Annotated in this window: 23 protein-coding genes; 17 read left to right on the top strand and 6 right to left on the bottom strand. The window is 63.8% G+C overall.

The window, feature by feature from the left end:
- Positions 1-7: 7 nt before the first annotated feature.
- The gene (locus AC5ZG1_RS14310) at positions 8-796 is read left to right on the top strand and encodes a cell envelope integrity TolA family protein (RefSeq protein WP_496133231.1); all 789 of its coding nucleotides are present in this window, start codon (positions 8-10) and stop codon (positions 794-796) included.
- A 130-nt stretch (positions 797-926) separates the two neighbouring features.
- Here the strand turns inward: AC5ZG1_RS14310 and AC5ZG1_RS14305 are convergent, their stop codons facing one another.
- The 3 genes from AC5ZG1_RS14305 to AC5ZG1_RS14295 form a co-directional block, all read right to left on the bottom strand.
- Positions 927-1334 carry a hypothetical protein gene (locus AC5ZG1_RS14305; protein WP_496133330.1) on the bottom strand — a complete coding sequence of 136 codons (408 nt, stop codon included), beginning with the start codon at positions 1332-1334 and terminating at the stop codon, positions 927-929.
- Between the two features lie 42 nt (positions 1335-1376).
- Positions 1377-2057, bottom strand: coding sequence for a site-2 protease family protein (locus AC5ZG1_RS14300; protein WP_028164597.1), 681 nt, complete (start codon positions 2055-2057; stop codon positions 1377-1379).
- Between the two features lie 111 nt (positions 2058-2168).
- Positions 2169-3086 (bottom strand): DMT family transporter, encoded by a 918-nt coding sequence (locus AC5ZG1_RS14295; protein ID WP_496133329.1) that lies wholly within the window; start codon positions 3084-3086, stop codon positions 2169-2171.
- A 102-nt stretch (positions 3087-3188) separates the two neighbouring features.
- Here AC5ZG1_RS14295 and AC5ZG1_RS14290 point away from each other — a divergent pair, with 102 nt between their 5' ends.
- A complete protein-coding gene (locus AC5ZG1_RS14290; RefSeq protein WP_456641794.1) occupies positions 3189-4031 on the top strand; it encodes a LysR substrate-binding domain-containing protein in 843 nt (280 codons plus the stop codon).
- On the opposite strand, the gene AC5ZG1_RS14285 is transcribed toward AC5ZG1_RS14290, so the two are convergent.
- From AC5ZG1_RS14285 to AC5ZG1_RS14275, 3 genes are all read right to left on the bottom strand, one after another.
- Positions 4032-4778 (bottom strand): SDR family NAD(P)-dependent oxidoreductase, encoded by a 747-nt coding sequence (locus tag AC5ZG1_RS14285; RefSeq protein WP_130227799.1) that lies wholly within the window; start codon positions 4776-4778, stop codon positions 4032-4034.
- A gap of 17 nt (positions 4779-4795) precedes the next feature.
- Positions 4796-5530 (bottom strand): SDR family oxidoreductase, encoded by a 735-nt coding sequence (locus tag AC5ZG1_RS14280; RefSeq protein WP_496133230.1) that lies wholly within the window; start codon positions 5528-5530, stop codon positions 4796-4798.
- Positions 5531-5683: 153 nt separating this feature from the next.
- On the bottom strand, positions 5684-7492 hold the full coding sequence (locus AC5ZG1_RS14275) for an IlvD/Edd family dehydratase (protein ID WP_496133229.1): 1809 nt from the start codon (positions 7490-7492) through the stop codon (positions 5684-5686).
- A 222-nt stretch (positions 7493-7714) separates the two neighbouring features.
- On the opposite strand from AC5ZG1_RS14275, the gene AC5ZG1_RS14270 reads away from it, so the two are divergent.
- The 15 genes from AC5ZG1_RS14270 (at position 7715) to AC5ZG1_RS14200 (ending at position 22752) form a co-directional block, all read left to right on the top strand.
- Entirely contained in the window at positions 7715-8776 is a 1062-nt protein-coding gene (locus AC5ZG1_RS14270) for an ABC transporter ATP-binding protein (protein ID WP_028164602.1), read from the top strand.
- 157 nt (positions 8777-8933) lie between these two features.
- A complete protein-coding gene (locus AC5ZG1_RS14265) occupies positions 8934-10256 on the top strand; it encodes an ABC transporter substrate-binding protein (protein WP_028164603.1) in 1323 nt (440 codons plus the stop codon).
- 114 nt (positions 10257-10370) lie between these two features.
- Positions 10371-11330, top strand: coding sequence for a carbohydrate ABC transporter permease (locus AC5ZG1_RS14260; protein ID WP_496133228.1), 960 nt, complete (start codon positions 10371-10373; stop codon positions 11328-11330).
- The gene (locus AC5ZG1_RS14255) at positions 11323-12231 is read left to right on the top strand and encodes a carbohydrate ABC transporter permease (RefSeq protein WP_496133227.1); all 909 of its coding nucleotides are present in this window, start codon (positions 11323-11325) and stop codon (positions 12229-12231) included. The genes AC5ZG1_RS14260 and AC5ZG1_RS14255 overlap by 8 nt, the downstream gene beginning before the upstream one ends.
- A gap of 44 nt (positions 12232-12275) precedes the next feature.
- Positions 12276-13262, top strand: a complete 987-nt coding sequence (gene denD, locus AC5ZG1_RS14250; RefSeq protein WP_028164606.1) for a D-erythronate dehydrogenase — start codon at positions 12276-12278, stop codon at positions 13260-13262.
- 21 nt (positions 13263-13283) lie between these two features.
- A complete protein-coding gene (locus tag AC5ZG1_RS14245) occupies positions 13284-14252 on the top strand; it encodes a sugar kinase (RefSeq protein ID WP_496133226.1) in 969 nt (322 codons plus the stop codon).
- Positions 14249-14896: a bifunctional 4-hydroxy-2-oxoglutarate aldolase/2-dehydro-3-deoxy-phosphogluconate aldolase gene (eda, locus tag AC5ZG1_RS14240; RefSeq protein ID WP_496133225.1), complete on the top strand. Its 648-nt coding sequence runs from the start codon at positions 14249-14251 to the stop codon at positions 14894-14896. Before AC5ZG1_RS14245 ends, eda begins: the two co-directional genes overlap by 4 nt.
- Before the next feature lie 54 nt (positions 14897-14950).
- Complete coding sequence (locus AC5ZG1_RS14235; RefSeq protein ID WP_496133224.1) at positions 14951-16117, top strand: acetyl-CoA acetyltransferase; 1167 nt, start codon at positions 14951-14953, stop codon at positions 16115-16117.
- 154 nt (positions 16118-16271) lie between these two features.
- Positions 16272-16472, top strand: coding sequence for a hypothetical protein (locus tag AC5ZG1_RS14230; protein WP_027579670.1), 201 nt, complete (start codon positions 16272-16274; stop codon positions 16470-16472).
- 130 nt (positions 16473-16602) lie between these two features.
- Positions 16603-17802 (top strand): CaiB/BaiF CoA transferase family protein, encoded by a 1200-nt coding sequence (locus AC5ZG1_RS14225; protein WP_456641786.1) that lies wholly within the window; start codon positions 16603-16605, stop codon positions 17800-17802.
- Between the two features lie 11 nt (positions 17803-17813).
- Entirely contained in the window at positions 17814-18980 is a 1167-nt protein-coding gene (locus AC5ZG1_RS14220; RefSeq protein WP_130231085.1) for an acyl-CoA dehydrogenase family protein, read from the top strand.
- A 139-nt stretch (positions 18981-19119) separates the two neighbouring features.
- A complete protein-coding gene (locus tag AC5ZG1_RS14215) occupies positions 19120-20256 on the top strand; it encodes a thiolase family protein (protein ID WP_496133223.1) in 1137 nt (378 codons plus the stop codon).
- Positions 20253-20612, top strand: a complete 360-nt coding sequence (locus AC5ZG1_RS14210) for a Zn-ribbon domain-containing OB-fold protein (protein WP_496133222.1) — start codon at positions 20253-20255, stop codon at positions 20610-20612. Before AC5ZG1_RS14215 ends, AC5ZG1_RS14210 begins: the two co-directional genes overlap by 4 nt.
- A gap of 375 nt (positions 20613-20987) precedes the next feature.
- Entirely contained in the window at positions 20988-21515 is a 528-nt protein-coding gene (locus tag AC5ZG1_RS14205) for a carboxymuconolactone decarboxylase family protein (RefSeq protein WP_464346163.1), read from the top strand.
- Positions 21516-21648: 133 nt separating this feature from the next.
- Complete coding sequence (locus tag AC5ZG1_RS14200; RefSeq protein ID WP_130224974.1) at positions 21649-22752, top strand: ISAs1 family transposase; 1104 nt, start codon at positions 21649-21651, stop codon at positions 22750-22752.
- The last annotated feature ends 68 nt before the right edge of the window (positions 22753-22820 follow it).

Genomic DNA, 22820 nt, shown 5'->3' with positions numbered 1-22820 from the left:
GACAGCGATGTCTGACCTCGATCTCGAGCAGAAGCCTTCCCGACGGCTATGGATTTGCGCCGCAGCGACGGCGCTTGCGCTGCATGTTGGCGGCGCGGCGCTGGCGCTGGCGAATTTGCGCGGCGATGACGTCGGCGACGGCTTGGGCGCAAATGCCGCCGAGTTCGCGGTGGAGATGGCCTCGCCCAAGGTCGAGGACGAGAATCTGCCGCCGGGGCCCGACGCCGATGCCTCGCAGGCCGCTCCGCAGCTCTCCGAGCAGAAGGCCGAGGACAAGGAGACCGACCTTCCGAAGGACGTGCCGCAGGAGTCCGAAGACCCCGACCGCATCGTCACGCAGAACGACTCGAAGAAACCCCAGGAAGACGATCCCAAGGTCCAGGCCGTCCAGACCCAGGCCTCCGAGGAGGCGCCGGCCCAGGAAGCAACCGCGCGGCAGACGCTGGAAGAGAACGCGCCGGAGGCCGAGCAGGCCAAGGCCCCCAATCGCGGCATCGGCAAGGACAGGCAGAAGCTCACCGCCGACTGGGGCCGCAAGATCAGCGCCTATTTCGAGCTCCACAAGCGCTATCCGCACAACAAGAGCAAGGCGACCACCGTGAAGGTCAGCATCGTGCTGAACCGCCGCGGTAACATCGTCAACGTCGCTGTCGCGGAGTCCTCAGGCGACCCGGCCTTCGATGACGCGGCCATCTCGATGGTCCGTCGCTCCGACCCCGTCCCCGCGCCGCCAGCCGAACTCACCGAAGACCAATTCGCCTTCAGCCTCGACGTGAACTTCAAGAAGCCGAAGTAACGGATTGAGGCACAGGGCGGATTAGCTCGTAGGATGGGTAGAGCGGAAGCGAAACCCATCGGTCTCAAAGCACGCTGCGCGAATGATGGGTTTCGCTTCGCTCTACCCATCCTACGGCTGCAACGCGGCTCTAGCGCCAGAAATAGCGGATGCCGACGTAGACCACGACGAGGCAGGCGAAGATCAGCGCCACAGGCAGCGGCCGTTTGCCTGTCGGGCCCGATACCCCCGGCTTCTTGGCGGGGAGGCGGCGGAAGGCGGTGACATTGCCGCGGTCGGCGACCGGCTCGCGGGAGGGCGCGGGGACGTCGGGCGGCGTGCCGGCACCGCCCATCTCGGCATAATAGCTCTTGTACATCAGCTTGATGGTGGCCTCGCTCGCCTCAAGCTCCGGCATCTGCTCCAGGAGCTTGTTGTAGGTGCCGAGGAAGGCCTGCGCGTCGGCCGACAGGGACGACGTGCCGTTCAGCTTGGCGAGCATTTTCCAGGTCGCGAAGTCCGCTCTGGCACGGGTGTCCGCACGTCGAGCGATCAGCATATCGGCAGCTTTGATCAAGAGGCCCTCGCGATTTTTCTCAACCTAGGCGTTGCCGGTGATGAGGAGAAGCGCACCTATCACATAGCCGGTCAGTGTCCGCAGTATCGCGGAAATAATATCAAGATTGAGACCAAGCTGCGAACCGAGGAGGGGCAGCAAGATCAAAAGCCCGATCAGGATCAGCAACCCGTAGGGCTCGAGGCGCGCGAGCGGTTCGGCGAGCGGCCGGGGCAAGAGCCCGACCGCCACCCGGCCGCCATCCAGCGGCGGGATCGGCATCATGTTGAAGATCGCGAGCACGATATTGATGAGGAAGGCGTTTTTGAGATTGTCCGCGACCCAGCGCGCGCTGTCCGGCGGGACGAATGGGAGTAAGTGGAATGCCAGTGCGGCAACCAAAGCGAGAATGATGTTGGTGGCGGGGCCGGCCAGCGCCACCCAGACCATGTCGAGCCGGGGATGCTTGAGATTGCGGAAATTGACCGGCACCGGCTTGGCATAGCCGAACAGGAAGGGCGACTGCGACAGCAACAGCACGGCGGGCAGGACCACTGTGCCGAAGGGATCGATATGCTTCAGCGGATTGAAGCTGACGCGGCCGAGCTGCCAGGCGGTGTTGTCACCCAGCCGGTGGGCGACGAAGCCGTGCGCCGCCTCATGGAAGGTGATGGCGATCAGGAGCGGCAGCACCCAGACGGAGATGGTGTAGAGGGAGATGTTCAAGGGGGATATCCGGTCGCGGCGGCGCCGCTCTCAACCACACATGATGGTTGCGGCCGGGTTCCGGCGCAAGGCGGAAATGCGCTGCGACGCATTAGCGCGGAATATCGGCCGTCAGCGTAGCTTCTGCACTGCCGGATCGGCCTCGACGACCGCCTTGGGGCCGGATTGCGTCGTCGCGATCCAGATGCCCGCGAACACGGTCACGATGCCAATCACCAGATTCCAGCGCAGCGGCTCGCCCAGCAGCGTGGCGCCGACGAGCGATGCCGCGATCGGATTGACGGTCACCGAGATCGCGACGCGGGTCGGCGTCGTGCGCTCCAGCGCGAATGCCCAGAGATAGAACGTCAGCGCCGCGCCGAAGGCCCCGAGATAGACCGCGCCGAACCATTGTGGGACACCGAAAGCGGCGACCGGGGCAAAACTGCCACGCGCGAGCGAGGCGAAGATAAGGCAGGCGGCACCGGCGGCCATGGCCATCGTCGTGAACGGGATGGGGCCGGAGCGGCGGATGAAGGGCCTCGACCAGATGCTGTAGAGCGCCATGCAGAGCGCGGCCGCGACCATCAGGAGATCGCCGCGCCATGCCCCATCAGGCGCGGTGCTGAGGCTGGAGAGCAGGGCCATGGCGACACCTGTTATCGTCACCAGTACGCCCGTGGTCTTTCGCACCGTCAATTGCTCGCTGCCAAGCGCCGCGCCGACCGCCATCGTCAATAGCGGCAATGTCGAGAGCGCGAGCGCACCGCGCGCCGCCGTCGTGAAGATCAGCGATGCGTTGAACAGGATCGGGAACAGGGCGAAGAACAACAGGCCGAGGCCAATCACCGCCGGCCAGTCGCGTCGCGCCGGCCAGCCTCGTCCCTGTATCAGGACGAGCGGAAGCAGCAGCAGGAAGCCGATGCCGAAGCGGAACGCGCCGATGGCGAGCGGGTCGATGGCGCCCACGAGGTAGCGCGTTGCCCCGATCGACGTGCCGCCAAGCGCGCTCGAAAGCACCGCGGCCAGGACACCCCAAGTTTCGCCCATCCGGCTTGACCCCATTTTTCGGTTCTTGCCGAACGGTAGGGGACACGCGATAATCAAGAAATCAAATTTACCTTATGGATAAAATCACGGTTCGTTATGAGCATGGATCCGGACCTCCTGAAGGCATTCGTTGCGGTGGCGGACCATCGTTCCTTCACCCGCGCGGCCGTGGCGCTGAACCGGACGCAATCGGCAGTCAGCATGCAGGTGAAGCGGCTGGAAGAGCGGCTGCAGGCGGAGCTGTTTCATCGCACCAAAGCCAATGTTGACCTCAGCGCGGCCGGCGAAGGCCTGCTCGGCTATGCGCGCCGCATCCTCAGCCTGAACGAGGAGGCGATGGGTCGCGTCCGGGAGCACAAGGTAGAGGGGCGCGTCCGCCTCGGCGTGATGGACGACTACGGCACGCTACTGGTCCCGCCGCTGCTCGCCAGCTTCGTCGCCAATTATCCGCTGATCCATATCGAGATGGAGACGGGGCTGACTTCGTCCATGACCGACCGGCTCGGAGAGGCCTACGACCTCGTCATCGCCATGCACCCGGAAGGACGCGGCGAAGGCGAACTCCTGCGGTGCGAGCAGGCGGTGTGGGCGGCGAGCCCGGAGCATCGCGTCGAGGAGCTTGATCCGCTTCCGGTGGCGCTTTACCCGCAGGGCTGCCTGTTCCGGAGTTGGGCGATGCAGGCGCTTGACGCTGCGAAGCGGCCGTGGCGGCTCGCCTTCGTCAGCCACAGCCTCGCGGCGGTCGAGGCGATCGCGGTGCAGGGATTGGCCGTGACCGTGGTCAAGGCCGGGACCTTTCCGCCGCGGCTCCGGCGCCTGTCGGATCGCGACGGCATGCCGCCGCTGCCGCGCGCCGAGATCAGGCTGCATCGCGCCGCGAACCTGTCGCGCGCGGCGTTACTGTTGGCCGACCATCTGGTCGCGGAGCTCCGCCAACCGATTTAATTAGTAGGTCGCGCGGCCGCCCGAGATGTCGAACACAGCGCCGGTGGAGAAGGCGCAATCCTCCGACGCCAGCCAGGCGACCAGCGCGGCGAGTTCTTCCACCAGCACGAAGCGGCCCTTCGGAATCTTCGACAGCATGAAATCGATATGCTGCTGCGTCATCTGGTCGAAGATCGCGGTACGCGCCGCCGCCGGCGTTACCGCGTTGACGAGGATATCGTGTTGCGCGAGTTCCTTGCCGAGCGATTTCGTCAGCGCGATCAGGCCGGCCTTCGACGACGAATAATGCGCCGCGTTCGGATTGCCTTCCTTGCCGGCAATGGAGGCGATGTTGACGATCCGGCCGTAGCCCTGCTTGAGCATCGCCGGCACGATCGCCTTGCAGCAGATGAAGGGGCCATCGAGGTTGATGCGCAATACCTTGCGCCATTCCTCGAGGTCAGTCTCCCACACGGTCTTGTTGATGCCGGCGATACCGGCATTGTTGACGAGGATGTCGATCTTGCCGAACGCTTTCAGCACTTCGTCGCGCGCTTTCTCGACGCCGGCGGGATCGGTAACGTCGACCTTGAAGGCGGCCACCTCCGGGCCGATCTCCTTCGCGGTCTTCTCCGCCAGCGCGATGTCATGATCCCAGATTGCGACTTTGGCGCCGGAGGCGACAAAGCGATCGGTGATTGCGCGCCCAAATCCCTGCGCGCCGCCGGTGACAACCGCAACGCGGCCGGTGAGATCGTATTCGTTCATGGTGTGCTTCCTTGAAATTAGAGTGTCCAGCCGCCGTCGATGGCATGCGCGACGCCGGTGGTGAACGCGCTCTCGTCGCTGGCGAGATAGACGGCGAGTGCGGCGATCTCCTCGGCGGTGCCGAGCCGGCCCATCGGCTGTCGGGCGATGAACATGTCGCGCCCTTGCGGGCCTGCGGCGGCGGCGCGCTGTAGCATCGAGGGCGTCTCCACCGTGCCGGGGCAGATGCAGTTGCAGCGGATGCCTTTGGAGATGAAGTCGGCCGCGACCGAGCGGGTGAGGGCGGCCACCGCCGCTTTGGTCGCTCCGTAGACGTAACGGTTCGGCGCGGCCTTGAACACGCCGGCGGCGGAGGCGATGTTCACGATCGCGCCACCGCCCGCGTCCAGCATGCCCGGCAGGAAGGCACGGATCGTGCGGTGCATCGACTTCACATTGAGATCGAAGGAGAAATCCCAGTCCTCATCAGAGCAATCGAGCACCGTGCCGTGATGGACGAAGCCGGCGGCATTGAGCAGGATGTCAGTCTTGCCGACGCGCTTGGCCATCGCCGCGACCGCAGCGGTGTCGCGCACGTCCAGCCGCGCCACCTCGGTGACGCCCTCCCGCTTGAGCAGCGCAAGCTTCTCCTCGTCGATATCGGTGGCGAACACGGTGGCGCCCTCGCGCGCAAAGGCCACCGCGCAAGCGCGGCCGATGCCCACGGCCGCTGCGGTGACGAATGCGCGCTTGCCCTTCAGGCGGTCTGACATGTTGTCTCCCTTCATTCTGCTCGTCATTCCGGGGCACGCGAAGCGTGAGCTATGATGTGCAATTGCACATCAGAGAATCCATTTGTCCGCTTGCGTATGTGGCGCAATGGATTCCGGGTTCGCCGCTTCGCGACGCCCCGGAATGACGCCGACCTAGTGATTATCCCTGGCCACGCCGACCTTGCCGGCGATGTCGTGATAGCGGGTGGCGAGTTCGAGGCAGGCGCCGGTGGCCTGCTGGCCGACGGTGGCGCGATAGAGTTCCTGCCACGGCGTCTGGTTCGCCGGATAGCGGAAGCCGCCATTCGCCTTCAATTCGGCATGCCGCTTCTTCACCTCGTCATCCGAGATCAGGATGTTGGCGGTGCCTTTGTTCAGGTCGATGCGCACCCGGTCGCCGGTCTTCAGGATCGCCAGCCCGCCATCGGCGGCCGCTTCCGGCGAGGCGTTGAGGATCGACGGCGAGCCCGAGGTGCCGGACTGGCGTCCGTCGCCGATGCACGGCAGGGACAGGATGCCGCGTTTGATCAGCGCTGCCGGCGGCTGCATGTTCACGACTTCGGCACCGCCGGGATAGCCGATCGGGCCGGCGCCGCGGATGAACAGCATGCAGTGCTCGTCGATCTCGAGCGAGGGATCCTCGATCCGCTTGTGGTAATCCTCCGGCCCCTCGAACACGATGGCGCGACCCTCGAAGGCGTTCGGGTCCTTCGGGTTGACCAGATAGCGGTCGCGGAACTCCTTGGAGATCACGCTGGTCTTCATGATCGCGGAATCGAAGAGATTGCCGCGCAGTACCAGGAAGCCTGCGTCCTTCACCAGCGGCTTGTCGTAGGTCCAGATCACGTCCGCATCGGGCCGGGCTGCATCCTTGCAGTTCTCGCCCATGGTGCGGCCGTTGACCGTCACTGCATCTTCATGGATGCGTTTGTGCGTCATCAATTCGCGCACCACTGAGGGCACGCCGCCGGCGCGGTGATATTCCTCGCCGAGATAGAAGCCGGCCGGCTGCATGTTGACCAGCAGCGGCACGTCGTGGCCATATTTCTGCCAGTCGTCGATCGACAATTCGACGCCGACATGGCGGGCGAGTGCGTTGATGTGGATCGGCGCGTTGGTCGAACCGCCGATCGCCGAATTCACCACGATGCAGTTCTCGAACGCCTTGCGGGTGAGGATGTCGGAAGGCTTCAGGTCCTCCCAGACCATCTCGACGATGCGCTTGCCGGTCTCATAGGCGATCTGGCCGCGCTCGCGATAGGGCGCGGGGATCGCCGCGCATCCTGGCAGCGACATGCCGAGCGCTTCGGCCAGCGAGTTCATGGTCGAGGCGGTGCCCATCGTGTTGCAATGGCCGACCGACGGCGCCGAGGAGGCGACGACGTTCATGAACTCCTCATAATCGATCTCGCCGGCGGCGAGTTGCTCGCGCGCCTTCCAGACCACGGTGCCGGAACCTGAGCGCACGCCATTGTGCCAGCCATTCAGCATCGGCCCGCCCGACAGCACGATCGCCGGCAGGTTCACGGTCGCCGCCGCCATCAGGCAGGCGGGCGTGGTCTTGTCGCAGCCGGTGGTCAGCACCACGCCATCGAGCGGATAGCCGAAGAGAACTTCGACAAGGCCGAGATAGGCGAGATTGCGATCGAGCGCGGCGGTGGGCCGCTTCCCCGTCTCCTGAATTGGATGGGTCGGAAACTCCATCGCGATGCCGCCGGCTTCGCGGATGCCTTCGCGCACCCGATGCGCCAGTTCAAGATGATGGCGATTGCAGGGCGAGAGATCGTTGCCGGTCTGCGCAATGCCGATGATCGGTTTGCCGGACTGCAGTTCCTGCCGCGTCAGTCCATAATTGAGGTAGCGCTCGAGATAGAGCGCGGTCATGCCGGGATTGTGCGGGTTGTTGAACCATTCACTGGAGCGGAGCTTGCGTTTGATGACTGGCGTAACGGGCTTGTTCATTGTTTCTCCCCGAGCGCAAAAGGCATGCTGCACTGCACTCAGCCTTGTTTCATTGACGCGACTTTATGCACGTCGACCGACTGTTCGCAATTGATTGAGCGCCGCGATATTCAACTTTGATCCAACGACATGGCGAAAAAATTCTGCTAAGAGGCAACTCAACTTGAAGAGTGGGCAGGGGCCTTTGTGGTCCTAACCGCCGCTAGAATCGGAGGGAATTGAATGGCGTCGGTGCAGATTAGCGACGTGCGCAAGTCGTTCGGTGGGTTTGAAGTCCTGCACGGCGTGACTGTTCCGATCGAGGACGGTGCGTTCGTGGTGTTGGTCGGCCCCTCCGGCTGCGGCAAGTCGACATTGCTGCGCATGCTGGCGGGACTGGAGAACATCACCTCCGGGACGATCTCGATCGGCAATCGCGTCGTGAACAACGTGCAGCCGAAAGAGCGCGACATCGCGATGGTGTTCCAGAACTACGCGCTCTACCCGCATATGACCGTTGCCCAAAATATGGGCTTCTCGTTGAAATTGCGGAATGCGAACCAGCAGGACATCACCTCCCGGGTCAAGAAGGCCGCCGAAATCCTCGCATTGACGCCGCTCCTTGAGCGCTTCCCCCGTCAATTGTCGGGTGGTCAGCGCCAGCGCGTCGCAATGGGGCGCGCGATCGTCCGCGATCCCCAGGTGTTCCTGTTCGACGAGCCGCTGTCCAATCTCGACGCCAAGCTGCGCGTCGCCATGCGCACCGAGATCAAGGAACTGCACCAGCGGCTGAAGACCACGACGGTCTATGTCACCCACGACCAGATCGAGGCGATGACGATGGCCGACAAGATCGTCGTCATGCATGACGGCATCGTCGAGCAGATGGGATCGCCGCTCGAGCTCTATGACAAGCCCGACAACCAGTTCGTCGCCGGCTTCATCGGCTCGCCCGCAATGAACTTCCTCAACGGGCATCTGAAAGCCAACGGTCAGGTTTATGTCGAGACCGAGGAGGGCGCCCGGTTGCCGCTGGCGACCGCGCCGACCGCTTCCGACGGCAAGCCGGTGGTTTATGGCATCAGGCCCGAGCATCTCGACCTCGCCAGTGACGGCATCGAGGCCGAAGTCATCGTCGTCGAGCCCACCGGTTCGGAAACCCAGATCGTGGCGCGCATCGGCAAGCAGGACATCATTGCGGTGTTCCGCGAGCGACACGACGTCAAGCCCGGCGAAAGGATTCATTTGCGGCCGCGCGCGTCGTCCGCTCACCTGTTCGACAAGGACACCGGCCACCGTCTTTAGAGCATGATCCGGAAAAGTGGAGACCGGTTTTCCGAAGAAGATCATGCTCGAACAAAGAGCTAGAGCGGGATGACAATTCGAAGAAAAGTCATCGCGCTCTAGGCGGCCGGATTAACAAGCCCAAGCAAGACCATAAAATTAAGGGAGAAGACTTGAAATGAATAAGTTTACGACCGATCGCCGCTCGCTGCTCAAGGGCGGTGCGGGCCTTCTGGCAGCCGCCGCGACGATGTCGGGCGACGAACTGCTGGGCTATGCGAAGGCCTGGGCGCAGACTTCGCCGTGGAAGCCGGAGCCGGGGGCCAAGATCAACCTGTTGCGCTGGAAGCGGTTTGTTGAAGCCGAAGACGTCGCCTTCATGAAGATCGTCGACGCGTTCCAGAAGGCCAACAACGTCACCATCAACGTCTCCAACGAATCCTACGATGACATCCAGCCCAAGGCGTCGGTTGCCGCCAATACCGGGCAGGGCCTCGACATGGTCTGGGGTCTCTACTCGCTGCCGTTCCTGTTCCCGAGCAAATGCGTCGATGTTACCGACGTCGCCGACTATCTCGGCCAGAAATGCGGCGGCTGGACTGACTCCGGCAAGGCCTACGGCATGCTCAACGGCAAATGGATCGGCATTCCCGTTGCCGCCACCGGCGGCCTCGTCAACTACCGCGTCGCCGCGGCCGAGAAGGCCGGCCACAAGGAGTTCCCGAAGGATCTCGCCGGCTTTGCCGACCTCGTGAAGGGCATGAACAAGAACGGCACGCCGGCCGGCATGGCGCTGGGCCATGCTTCGGGCGACGCCAACGGCTGGCTGCACTGGGCGCTGTGGGCCCATGGCGGCAAGATGATCGACAAGAACAACAAGGTCGTCATCAACTCGCCCGAGACCGCCAAGTCGCTGGAGTACGTCAAGGGCCTCTATGAGAACTTCGTGCCGGGCACGGCCTCATGGAACGACAGCTCCAACAACAAGGCGTTCCTCGCCGGCCAGCTTCACCTCACCACGAACGGCATCTCGATCTATGTGACGGCGAAGAAGGAGAATCCGCAGATCGCGGAGGACATGAACCATGCGCATCTGCCGCCCGGCATCGACGGCAAGACGCGCGAGCTTCATCTCGGGTTCCCGATCCTGATCTTCACTTTCTCGAAGTATCCGCAGACCTGCAAGGCGTTCACCGCCTTCATGCTGGAGCCGGACCAGTTCAACCCCTGGATCGAAGCGGCGCAGGGTTATCTGTCCCACTTCCTCCTCGGCTACGACAAGAACCCGGTCTGGACCGCAGATCCGAAGACGACGCCTTACCGCAGCGTGGCGCAGAGCGCGTCGACGCCGGCCGGCGAGGCGCAGATGAGCGAGAACGCGGCGGCTGCGATCGCCGACTTCGTGCTCGTCGACATGTACGCGAACTACTGCACCGGACGCGAGGATACGAAGACCGCGATGGCTTCGGCCGAACGCGCGGCCAAGCGCATCTTCCGCTAAGCGAACGGCCGGCGCGGAGTGCCGCGCCGGCTTTGGATATGAAGGTGATCGGGGCGACGCTCGGCCGTGGGGGCACGGGCCGGGCGTTGCCTTCGATTTGGAGTTGGAGACGGAATGAGCACTGTCCAGACATCGATGCCGGTACAGGCTGCCGCTGCCGGCGAGCAGTCACTTTGGTCAAGACTGCGCGCCAGCCGTAACTGGGCGGCGCTGTGGTTCATGCTGCCGGCCGCGGCCTTCCTGATCCTGTTCCTGGCCTATCCGCTCGGGCTCGGCATCTGGATGAGCTTCACGGACGAACGCATCGGCCGTGCCGGCGTCTTCATCGGCCTGGAGAACTATCTATGGCTGTGGGACGACGCGATCTTCTGGCTGTCGGTCTTCAACACGATCCTCTACACGCTGATCGCCAGCGTCATCAAATTCGCGATCGGCCTCTACCTCGCGCTGCTCTTGAACCGGCACATGCCGTTCAAGGCCATGATCCGCTCGATCGTGCTGATTCCCTTTATCGTGCCGACGGTGTTGTCGGCGATCGCGTTCTGGTGGATCTATGACGCCCAGTTCTCGATCATCTCCTGGTCGCTGATCAAGCTCGGCCTGATCGACCACAACATCAACTTCCTCGGTGACAGCACCTGGGCCCGCGCCAGCGTCATCTTCGCCAATGTCTGGCGCGGCGTTCCGTTCGTGGCGATCACGCTATTGGCCGGCCTGCAGACGGTCTCGCCCTCGCTCTACGAGGCGGCGACGCTCGATGGCGCCACCAACTGGCAGCGCTTCCGCTACATCACCTATCCGCTGCTGACGCCGATCATCGCCGTGGTGATGACGTTCTCGGTGCTGTTCACCTTCACCGACTTCCAGCTCATCTGGGCTCTGACCCGCGGCGGGCCGGTCAATGCGACGCATCTGATGGCGACGCTGAGCTATCAGCGCGGCATCATCTCCGGACGGCTGGGCGAGGGTGCCGCGATTGCGACCGCGATGATCCCGTTCCTGCTCGCCGCGATCGCGATCTCCTGGTTCGGCATGCAGCGCCGCAAGTGGCAGCAAGGATCGAACAATGACTGATTCAACCCTGCAAACCAAAGCGCCGACGGCGACTGCGAGCGACGATTCCGAGGGCATGAGCTATCTGGAGTCGCTGCCGCGGCGCCTGATCACGCTCTATCTGCCGCTGTTCATCATCCTCGTGGTGCTGTTGTTCCCGTTCTACTGGATGGTGCTGACGTCGATCAAACCGGACGAGCAGCTGATCGACATGGAGAAGTTCAACCCGTTCTGGGTTGTCCATCCGACCTTCAAGCACATCAGCAAGCTGCTGTTCGAAACGCAGTATCCGAGGTGGCTCTGGAACACGATGTATGTGGCTGTCGGCGCCACATTCCTGTCGATCGCGGCCAGCGTGCTCGCGGCCTATGCGATCACGCGGCTGCGGTTCAAGGGCGCCGACACCGTCGGCATCCTGATCTTCTTCGCCTATCTGGTGCCGCCGTCGATCCTGTTCATCCCGCTGGCCTCGGTGATCCAGGCCTACGGCCTGTTCGACTCGCCGCTGTCGCTGATCCTGGTCTATCCGACCTTGCTCATTCCGTTCTCGACCTGGCTCCTGATGGGGTACTTCAAGACCATCCCCTATGAGCTCGAGGAATGCGCGCTGATCGACGGCGCCTCGCGCTGGCAGATCCTGGTCAAGATCATCGTGCCCCTGGCGATCCCAGGTCTGATCTCGGCCTTCATCTTCTCGTTCACGCTGTGCTGGAACGAGTTCATCTATGCGTTGACCTTCCTGCAATCGACGCCGAACAAGACGGTGCCGGTCGCGATCGTCAACGAGTTCGTCGACGGCGACATCTACAAGTGGGGATCGCTGATGGCTGGCGCGCTGGTCGGCTCACTGCCGCTCGTGATCCTTTACGCCTTCTTCGTCGAGCATTATGTGTCGGCCATGACGGGAGCCGTGAAGGAATAGCGCAGGCGCCCATCTAGCCCTGAAGAACACGAAGGAGTTGGGTCTTGCACGTTCTGATTCTCGGCGCCGCCGGTATGGTCGGCCGCAAATTGACCGACCGTCTGCTGCGCGACGGCCGCCTCGGCAAGCAGGACATCACCAGGATGACCCTGCAGGACGTCGTCGAGCCTGCAAAGCCGGCCAATGCCTCGATCCCGGTCACGGTTGTGGCGTCCGACTTCGCCGATGCCGGCGCCGCGGCGCCATTGATCGCCGAGCGGCCCGACGTGATCTTCCATCTCGCCGCGATCGTGTCCGGCGAGGCCGAGGCCGACTTCGACAAGGGCTATCGCATCAATCTCGACGGCACGCGCTACCTGATCGACGCCATCCGCGCGGTCGGCGGCGGCTACAAGCCGCGGCTGGTGTTCACGTCCTCGATCGCCGTGTTCGGCGCGCCGTTCCCGGAAAAGATCGGCGATGAATTCTTCCACACGCCGCTGACGAGCTACGGCACACAGAAATCGATCTGCGAGCTTCTGATCAACGACTATACCCGCAAGGGCCTCTTCGACGGCATCAGCATCCGCCTGCCGACGATCTGCGTCCGGCCGGGCCGGCCGAACAAGGCGGCGTCGGGCTTCTTCTCCAACATCATGCGCGAGCCGCTCGCCGGCGAGGAGGCGATCCTGCCGGTGTCCGAGGACGTGCGGCACTGGCATGCTTCACCGCGGTCGGCGGTCGGCTTCCTCGTGCATGCCGGGACCATGGACCTCAATGCCATCGGCCCGCGCCGCAACCTCAGCATGCCCGGGCTCTCCGCCACTGTCGGCGAGCAGATCGCAGCACTCGAGCGCGTCGCCGGCAAGAACGTCACGGCGCGGATCAAGCGGGTGCCGGATCCGACCATCATCGGCATCGTCTCCGGCTGGCCACGCGACTTCGTCACCGACCGCGCGCTGAAGCTCGGCTTCACCACGGCCGAGAAGACCTTCGACGACATCATCCGGATTCACATCGAGGACGAGCTCGGCGGCAAGTTTGCAGCCTAGCTTTCCCTTCGGAGTGCGGTCATGACGCGGGTAGCCTCTATCGGCGAATGCATGATCGAGTTGAGGCAGGCGCAAGGCGGACCCCAAAGCGGGACGACAGGCGGCCTCTACTCCCGGGGTTACGGCGGTGACACCCTCAACACCGCCGTCTATCTCGCGCGCCTCGGCGTCGACGTAGACTACGTCACCGCGCTCGGCGACGATGCGTTGAGCGAGGAGATGATCGCTGCCTGGAAGGCCGAGGGCGTCGGCACCAAGCGCGTCGCCCGGCTCGCTGGTAAATTGCCCGGCCTCTATCTGATCCAGACGGATGAGAAGGGCGAACGGAAATTCTTCCATTGGCGCGAGAACTCGGCCGCGCGCAAGCTGATGCATTTGCCGGAGACCGAGGATCTCCTCAATTCACTCGCGACCTACGACCTCGTCTATCTCTCCGCCATCACGCTCTCGATCTATGACGATTACGGGCGAGGGCGGTTGATGACGGCCTTGAAGCGTGCGCGCCTGCTTGGCACGCGCTTCGTCTTCGATACCAATTTCCGTGCCCGCGGCTGGCCTGACCTGAGCGAGGCGCGCAGCGCCTACAGCGCCGCGTTCGAGGCGGCCGACATCGTGCTCGCCTCGACCGAGGACCTGTTGTCGCTCTACCCCGGCGAGAGCCATGAGGCGCTGCTCGCGGGCATTCCGAGCCCGGAAGTGGTGCTGAAGTTGCCGGAGCCGGCCTGCGTGCTGCGCTTTGCCGGCGGATCGCGGGAAGTGAGGGCGGAGCCGGTGATCCAGCCGGTTATCGACACCACCGCCGCGGGCGATAGTTTCGCGGCCGCCTACCTTGCGGCCCGGCTTTCCGGCGCCGAGCCGCCGGAGGCCGCGCGGGCGGGCCACCGTCTGGCCGGCGTCGTGGTGTGCTATCCCGGCGCGATCATTCCGCGCTATGCCATGCCGCCGAAGAAAGTGCCGCGGCCGCCGAGTTCGCGCAGGGTTTCGCAATGACATCAGCCAAACAGGAAACGCTGGTCACGCTGTTCAGCCAGGCCAAGGTCATCCCCGTCCTCACGATCGAGCGGCGCGAGGATGCGGTGCCTCTGGCGCGCGCCCTGGTCGCCGGCGGGGTGTATGCCTTGGAGGTCACTTTGCGGACACCGGTCGCGATCGAGGCGGCAAAGGCGATCATGGCCGAGGTGCCGGACGCGATCGTCGGCATCGGCACGATCCTGAGCCCTGATGATCTGGCCCGAGCCGAGTCGCTCGGCGCCAAATTTGGGATCAGCCCAGGTGCGACGCCTGAGCTCCTGAAGGCGGCGGCGGCAAGCAGCCTGCCATTCGCGCCGGGGATCGCGACCGCATCCGAATTGATGCAGGCGCTGGCGCACGGCTTCGATCTCGCAAAATTCTTCCCTGCGGAATCGTCAGGCGGTATCAAGGCACTTCGGGGGCTGGCCGGGCCGTTCCCGAATGCGCGGTTCTGCCCGACCGGCGGCGTCGGGGAGGCCAATGCCGCCGCCTGGCTGGCGGAGCCCAATGTGGTCGCGGTCGGTGGGTCCTGGCTCTGCCCGCCCGCGGAGGTCAGGTCCAACAATTGGGCCGGCATAACCGCCATGTGCGACCGCACCCTGAAATCGCTGAAAGCCGGGTGAAGTCCGGTTACGGATCAGCTACAAGCGAACAGGAACATTTTTGGGAGAACGGCCATGACAGCCAGCATCGTGGGGTGGGCGCATACGCCCTTCGGCAAATTCGACGCGGAGACCGTTGAAAGCCTGGTAACACGCGTCGCCAACGAGGCGCTGACCGATGCCGGCATTTCGGCCGGCGACGTCGACGAGATCGTGCTGGGACATTTCAACGCAGGCTTCTCGCCGCAGGATTTCACGGCCTCGTTGGTGCTGCAAGCCGATCCGCAGTTCCGTTTCAAGCCGGCCACGCGCGTCGAGAACGCCTGCGCGACCGGTTCTGCCGCTGTGCACCAGGGAATCCGCGCCATCCAGACCGGCGCTAAATTCGTGCTGGTGGTCGGCGTCGAGCAGATGACGCGGACGCCGGGGCCGGAGATCGGCCGCAACCTGTTGAAGGCGTCCTATTTGCCGGAAGATGGCGACACCGTTGGCGGTTTTGCCGGCGTGTTCGGCAAGATCGCGCAGGCCTATTTCCAGAAATATGGCGACCAGTCCGATGCGCTGGCGCTGATCGCCGCCAAGAACCACAAGAACGGCGTCGCCAACCCTTACGCGCAGATGCGCAAGGATTTCGGCTTCGAGTTCTGCCGCGCCGAGAGCGACAAGAACCCGTTCGTCGCCGGCCCCTTGAAGCGCACCGACTGCTCGCTGGTGTCGGATGGCGCCGCCGCGCTGGTGCTGACGGATGCGGAGACCGCCAAGACCATGGGCAAGGCGGTGAACTTCCGCGCCACCGCCCATGCGCAGGACTTCCTGCCGATGTCCAAGCGCGACATCCTGCAGTTCGAGGGCTGCACGGTGGCCTGGCAGCGCGCGCTGGAGCAGGCCGGCGCCAGGCTGTCCGATCTCTCCTTTGTCGAGACCCATGACTGCTTCACCGTCGCCGAGTTGATCGAGTATGAAGCGATGGGCCTGACGCCGCGCGGGCAGGGCGCCCGTGCGATCAAGGAGGGCTGGACGCTGAAGGACGGCATGCTGCCGATCAATCCGTCCGGCGGGCTCAAGGCCAAGGGCCATCCGATCGGCGCCACCGGCGTCTCCATGCATGTGATGAGCGCGATGCAGCTCACGGGACAGGCGCCCGAGGGTATGCAGTTGAAGAATCCCGAGCTCGCCGGCATCTTCAACATGGGCGGCGCCGCGGTTGCGAATTACGTTTCGCTGCTGGAGCCGGCGAAGTAGGCTGTAGGCGAAGCGGGCTGCGTAGGGTGGGCAAAGCGAAGCGCGCCCACATCAAGCACTCCGCTCGTGACGGTGGGCACGCTTCGCTTTGCCCACCTACAATGCGACGAATTTGCCGCGGTATGCCGCGGCGCAGACTTTCGGAGCGTGTATCATGGGTAACGAAAGCTCGTTGTCGCTGGACGAACTCAACGACCGTATCGCGATTCTTGAAGACAACATCAGGCAACTTATCGAGCAGGCCGCCGCGGCATCCGGCGAGCAGAACGAGGCGCGCATTGCGGACCGCATCAGCCAGCAGAATGACGAGCTCGAGCGGCTGATGAAGGAGCGCGACGCGCGATCGACAAGATAATCCGCTACCCATCGCGCATACGCCCATACGCGCTGCGCGCCTTGATCTTGCGGACGCCCTGCCGTTACTAGGTCCCCGGAAGCGATAACGCGGCCGTGATTGGCTGCCTTTCTGAGAGGATGACGAGGCTATGGGACCGCTGGATGGCATCAAGGTCGTGGACATGACGACCGTGTTGATGGGGCCGTATGCGACCCAGACGCTCGGCGACTACGGTGCCGATGTCATCAAGGTGGAATCGCCCGACGGCGACGTTACGCGCCAGATCGGCCCGACGCGCCATACCGGCATGGGCCCGGTGTACCTCAACACCAACCGCAGCAAACGCTCGATCTGCCTCGACTTGAAGAAGCCGGCCGGCCGCGAGGCCGTGTTGCGCCTGATCGCCAAGGCTGACGTGCTCGTCTACAATGTGCGCCCGCAGGCGATGGCGCGATTGCAGCTCGGCTACGACGTCGTCTCCAAGATCAATCCGCGGCTGATCTATGCAGGTGTGTTCGGTTTCGGCCAGGACGGACCGTATGCCGCCAAGCCCGCCTATGACGACCTGATCCAGGGCGCGACCGCGCTGCCGGCGCTGATGGCGCAGACCTCGGACGGCGTGCCGCGCTACGTACCGAACGCGCTGGTCGATCGCATCGTGGGATTGACCGCGGTCGGCGCGATCTGCGCAAGCCTCGTGCATCGCGACAAGACCGGGCAGGGGCAGCGCGTCGACATCCCGATGTTCGAGACCATGGCCGGCTTCGTCATGGGCGATCATATGGGCGGCCTCACCTACGATCCGCCGCTCGACCGCGGCGGCTACAAGCGGCACCTGTCGCCGGACCGGCGTCCCTACAAGACGAGCGACGGCTATATTTGCGTGATCGTCTACAACGACAAGCAGTGGGACAATTTCTTCACCGCGATCGGGCGCGACGATCTGCGCGGGGATTCGCGATTTGCGACCTTCGCCGGCCGCGCCGCCAATATCGATTGCGTCTACGCCGAGCTTGCGCGCATCCTCAAGACCAAGACCACCGCGGAGTGGAACGAGATTCTCGAGAAGGCCGACGTGCCGGTCATGCCGATGCACGATCTCGAGACCCTGTTGCAGGACCCGCACATCGTTGCAACCGATGTGTTTCCGGTCATCGAGCATCCGACCGAAGGCCGTATCCGCAGCATGAAGGTCTCGGCGCGCTGGTCGGAGACGACAGCCGAGCCGAAGCGGCTGGCGCCGCGGCTCGGCGAGCACAGCGTGGAGGTCCTGCGGGAGGCTGGTTTCTCCGCAAGTGAGATCGCCGCCATGCTCCGGGACGGCGTCACCAAGACACTCGACAACTAGGACAGAGACAGATGGATTTTGCGCTCTCGGCCAATCAGGAATCCATCCGCGATGCTGTGGCAAAAATCTGTGCGCGCTTTGACGACGCCTATTGGCTGAAGAAGGACAAGGAGGGCGGCTACCCCGCCGACTTCCACCGTGCACTGGCCGAGGCGGGCTGGCTCGGCATCTGCATCCCCGAGGAATATGGCGGCTCCGGGCTCGGCATCACGGATGCTGCGATCATGATGCGCACGATCTCGGAGTCCGGCGCCGGCATGTCGGGCGCGTCAGCCGTGCACATGAACGTGTTCGGGCTCAATCCGGTGGTCGTGTTCGGCACCAAGGAGCAATGCCAGCGCATGCTGCCGCCGATCATCGATGGCCGCGACAAGTCCTGCTTTGCGGTGACCGAGCCGAACACCGGGCTCAACACCACCCAGCTCAAGACCCGCGCGGTGCGCAAGGGCGACAAATACATCGTCAACGGCCAGAAGGTCTGGATCTCGACCGCGCAGGTCGCCAACAAGATCCTGCTGCTGGCGCGCACGACGCCCCTGGAAGAAGTGCGGACGCCGACGCAGGGCCTGAGCCTGTTCTATACCGATTTCGACAAGAAGCGCGTCACCGTGCACGAGATTGAGAAGATGGGCCGCAAGCCCGTCGATTCCAATGAATTGTTCTTCGAGAATTTCGAGATTCCGATCGAGGATCGCCTCGGCGAGGAGGGCCGCGGCTTCGAATATATTCTGCACGGCATGAATCCGGAGCGCATCCTGATCGCGGCCGAAGCGGTCGGGCTGGGCAAGGTCGCGCTGTCGCGCGCGCAGGCCTATGCCAAGAGCCGCATCGTGTTCAACCGCCCGATCGGCATGAACCAGGCGATCCAGCATCCGCTCGCCAAATGCTGGATGGAGCTGGAGGCCGCGTGGCTGATGGTGCTGTCGGCCGGATGGCACTACGACCAGGGCCTGCCTTGCGGGCCCGCCGCCAATTCGGCGAAGTTCCTCGCCGCCGAAGCCGGCTTCCGTGCCTGCGAGCAGGCAGTGATGACCCATGGCGGCTTTGGCTATGCCAAGGAGTATCATGTCGAGCGTTACCTGCGGGAATCCCTGATCCCGCGCATCGCCCCGATCAGCCCGCAGCTCATCCTGAGTTTCATCGCCGAGAAGGTGCTCGGGCTGCCGAAGTCGTATTGAGGATGGCCGCGGTGATTCACCCTGTCATTCCGGGGCGACGCGAAGCGGCGAGCCCGGAATCCATCGGGCCGCATGCGAGGAGGCGCAATGGATTCCGGGCTCGCGTCTTCGACGCGCCCCGGAATGACGGAGGGCGACCATGAGCTTCATCACCGGCGTCGGGCTCACCTCGTTCGGCAAGCACGAAGGCTCATCCTCGCTCGATCTCATGAGCAAGGCGGCTGAGCTTGCAATTTCGGACGCCGGCGTGAGGCGATCGGAGATCGATGGCATCCTCTGCGGCTATTCCACGGTATCGCCCCACATCATGCTCGCGACCGTGTTCGCCGAGCATTTCGGCATCCGCCCGTCCTACGCCCATGCCGTGCAGGTCGGCGGTGCCACCGGGCTCGCGATGACCATGCTGGCGCATCATCTCGTCGATGCCGGCGTGGCGAAGCATGTGCTTGTGGTCGGCGGCGAGAACAGGCTGACCGGCCAGAGCCGCGACGCTTCGATCCAGGCGCTCGCCCAAGTCGGTCATCCCGATTACGAAGTGCCGCTGGGTCCGACCATCCCCGCCTATTACGGCCTCGTTGCTTCGCGCTACATGCACGAATACGGCGTCACCGAGGAAGACCTTGCTGAATTCGCGGTGCTGATGCGCAAGCACGCGCTGAGCCATCCCGGCGCGCAATTCCACGACCCGATCACGGTCGCTGACGTGATGGCGTCAAAGCCGGTGGCGAAGCCGCTGAAGTTGCTCGATTGCTGCCCGGTTTCCGACGGTGGCGCAGCGTTCGTGGTCAGCCGCGAGCGGACCAGCGACATCGGCGTGCGCATCCGCGGCTGTGCGCAGGCGCATACACATCAGCATGTCACCGCCGCGCCGGCTTTGAGTGAACTCGGCGCCGAGATCGCGATCGCCAAGGCCAAGGCGGTCTCCAGCGTTGCGATCTCCGATGTGCGCTATGCCGCGGTCTACGACAGCTTCACCATCACGCTTGCGATGCTGCTCGAAGATCTCGGCCTGGCCAAGCGCGGCGAGGCAGCCGCGCGCGTGCGTGCGGGTTACTTCAATCAGGACGGCGAGATGCCGCTCAACACCCATGGCGGTCTCCTGAGCTACGGCCATTGCGGCGTCGGCGGCGCGATGGCGCATCTGGTCGAGACGCATCTGCAGATGACCGGGCGAGCCGGCAACCATCAGGTCCGCGACGCCTCGATCGCGCTATTGCATGGCGATGGCGGCGTGCTGTCCTCGCATGTCAGCATGTTCCTGGAGCGGGTGCGATGAGCGGCAAGCTTGCAGACTGGACCAGCGGCGCGGAAGCGATCGTCTACCAATCCTGCACCGCTTGCGGCGCTGCGCAATATTTCCGCCGCAGCTTTTGCGCCGCCTGCGGCACGCCCGATCCGCAGGAAAAGCGCGCCAGCGGGACAGGGACGGTCTACGCGACCTCGCTGGTCTGCCGCGCCGCGGCGCCCGAGACGCGCGCGCATGTTCCCTACAACATCGTGCTGGTCGACACCGCCGAAGGTTTCCGCATGATGGCCCACGGCGAGAATGATCTTGCGATCGGCGACAAGGTGACCGCGCGGTTTGCGCAGTTCGCGGGCCGCGTGGTGCCGTATTTTGAAAAGGTTAGATGATCGCGGTCACCGCCAATAGAGCACAATGCTGGCGATGACGACCATTGCCGTCACCGCCAGCATTTGCGCGAGCGCCTCCGAGGCCGCCCTCCTGGTGGCTTCCTTCATGCCTGTCTCCCTAGACTTGGGCGTGACTCATCGTGGCGCGGAATCCGCGCAAGCGACGGCCTTTTAGATTGGTACTCTCGGAACACCCCGCGTCGGACATTCGCTCCGATTGAGTCCCCACTCGGCGAATATCGACGGTAGCAGGGTCGGTCAGCATTGCGGCGGCATTTTGACTCGGCTGTGTTGCTCCTGCGTCAAGCGGCGGATAGTGTTTTGAAACTTAACGGAACCGAAGCAAACCGAGAAAAAAGAACGAGACGGAAAAGAATGGCCCGCATCGAATACAGCGATCCCGCCAAGGCCAGCGATCGCACCCGTGAAATCCTCGACAAGAATCGCAACGCCAACATCTTCCGCATGATGGCGCATTCGCCCAGTTATTTTGAGCAATATTGCCGGCTCGGTGGCGCGATCCGACACAGAGGCGAGCTTGATCCTGTTGTCCGCGAGCTTGCGATCACCCGCACCGGCATCCTGTGCGAAGCTCCTTACGAAATCGTCGCGCATAAACGGATCGGCAAGAATGTCGGCGTCACCGACGAACAGAACGAAGCGTTGGAGAATTGGCAGTCCGCCACCTGCTTCAACGACGTGCAGCGCGCCGCGCTCGCTTTCACCGATGAGATCGTCAAGCTCAACAAGCCGACGGATGCCACCTTCAACGCGATCGCCTCGAAACTGACGCCAGCCGCGCTCGTCGAATTGCAGCTCTCGGTCGGCTTCTACATCATGACCTCGAAATTCCTCGAGACCTTCGAGATCGACCTGCAGCCGGTCACGGAAGTGGTGGGTTGATCGAGCTGCCGCCGCGCTCTTCTTCGCCTCGCCCCGCGCGCGGCAGGGGAATCGCATATGGATTTGCGGCCTCTATTGCGTTGTTTTGCAGGATGGATTCTGAGAGCGGCTCCCACAAGGCGGAGGGAGTCGTATGGGGAAGTTCAAGAAGGCTTTTCGGCGGTTGTCGGACCCACGTGCAGCGAATGCACGACACGACCTTCTGGAGGTACTGGTTATCGCCTTGGCGGCGGTCCTGTGCGGAGCAGAGACCTGCTCGGACATGGCGGAGTTCGGACAGGCCAAGGCAGACCTGCTTCGGCTGTTTCTGCGCCTGGAACATGGGATTCCCAGCCACGACACTTTCAGTCGCGTGTTCCGTTTGCTCGAGCCGGAAGCCTTCGAGGCAGCGTTCCGGCGCTTCATGGCGGCGTTTGCCAAGGCCAACCGGCTCAATCTCAGCGGGGTGGTCGCGATCGACGGCAAAGCGCTGCGAGGCGCCTTCGAGCGCGGTTCGCGCTACGAGCCTCTGCATCTGGTCAACGTCTTTGCGGTGGAAGCGCGCATGTCGCTGGCCCAGCAGAAGGCTCCCGGCCGCAACGAGACCAAGGGGGCGTTGGAGGTATTGGCGCTGCTGTCGCTCGAAGGCTGCGTCGTCACGGCCGATGCGCTGCATTGCCATCGTGCAATGGCCAAGACGGTGCTCGATCGCGGTGGCGACTACGTGCTGGCGATCAAGGCCAACCGTGGACCTCTGTTCAAGACTGTGGTCGCGCAGTTTGCCCGGTCCGGCGAGCGCAGGGCCGTCAAGACGGTCGAACCGTCCACCCACGACCGGCGCGAAGCGCGCCGGGCAACCATCATGCGCAATACCAGCCTGGCTGCCGTCCATGGCTTCCCGGGCGTCGTTGCGATCGGCCGCGTCACCTCGCGCAGGCAATTGCAGGGCAATCGCGCCGAGCCGCCGGTCGTGCGCTATTACGTGCTCTCCAAGTCCATGTCCGCCAGGCGGCTGCTGCAGGTCACGCGCAGTCATTGGACCATCGAGAACCAATTGCACTGGGTGCTTGACGTCCACTTCGACGAGGACGGCAACCGGGCCAGAATGGATAATGCTCCCGAGAACCTCGCCATCCTGCGCAGGCTCGCGCTCAACATCCTTCGGTCTTGTCCTGGTCCCACCTCCATACGTCGAAAAATCAAGCGCGCCGGCTGGGACGACAGCTTCCTCCTCACCTTGCTCGGCCATATGCGATAGCCCTGCCGCGCGCGGGGAGAGGCCGGATCGCATCGAAGATGCGATCCGGGTGAGGGGCTGCTTCCACG

Source organism: Bradyrhizobium sp. Leo78 (assembly GCF_059512425.1).
Note: the sequence above shows the minus strand (reverse complement) of the source record. Positions and strands in the feature narration are given on the sequence as shown.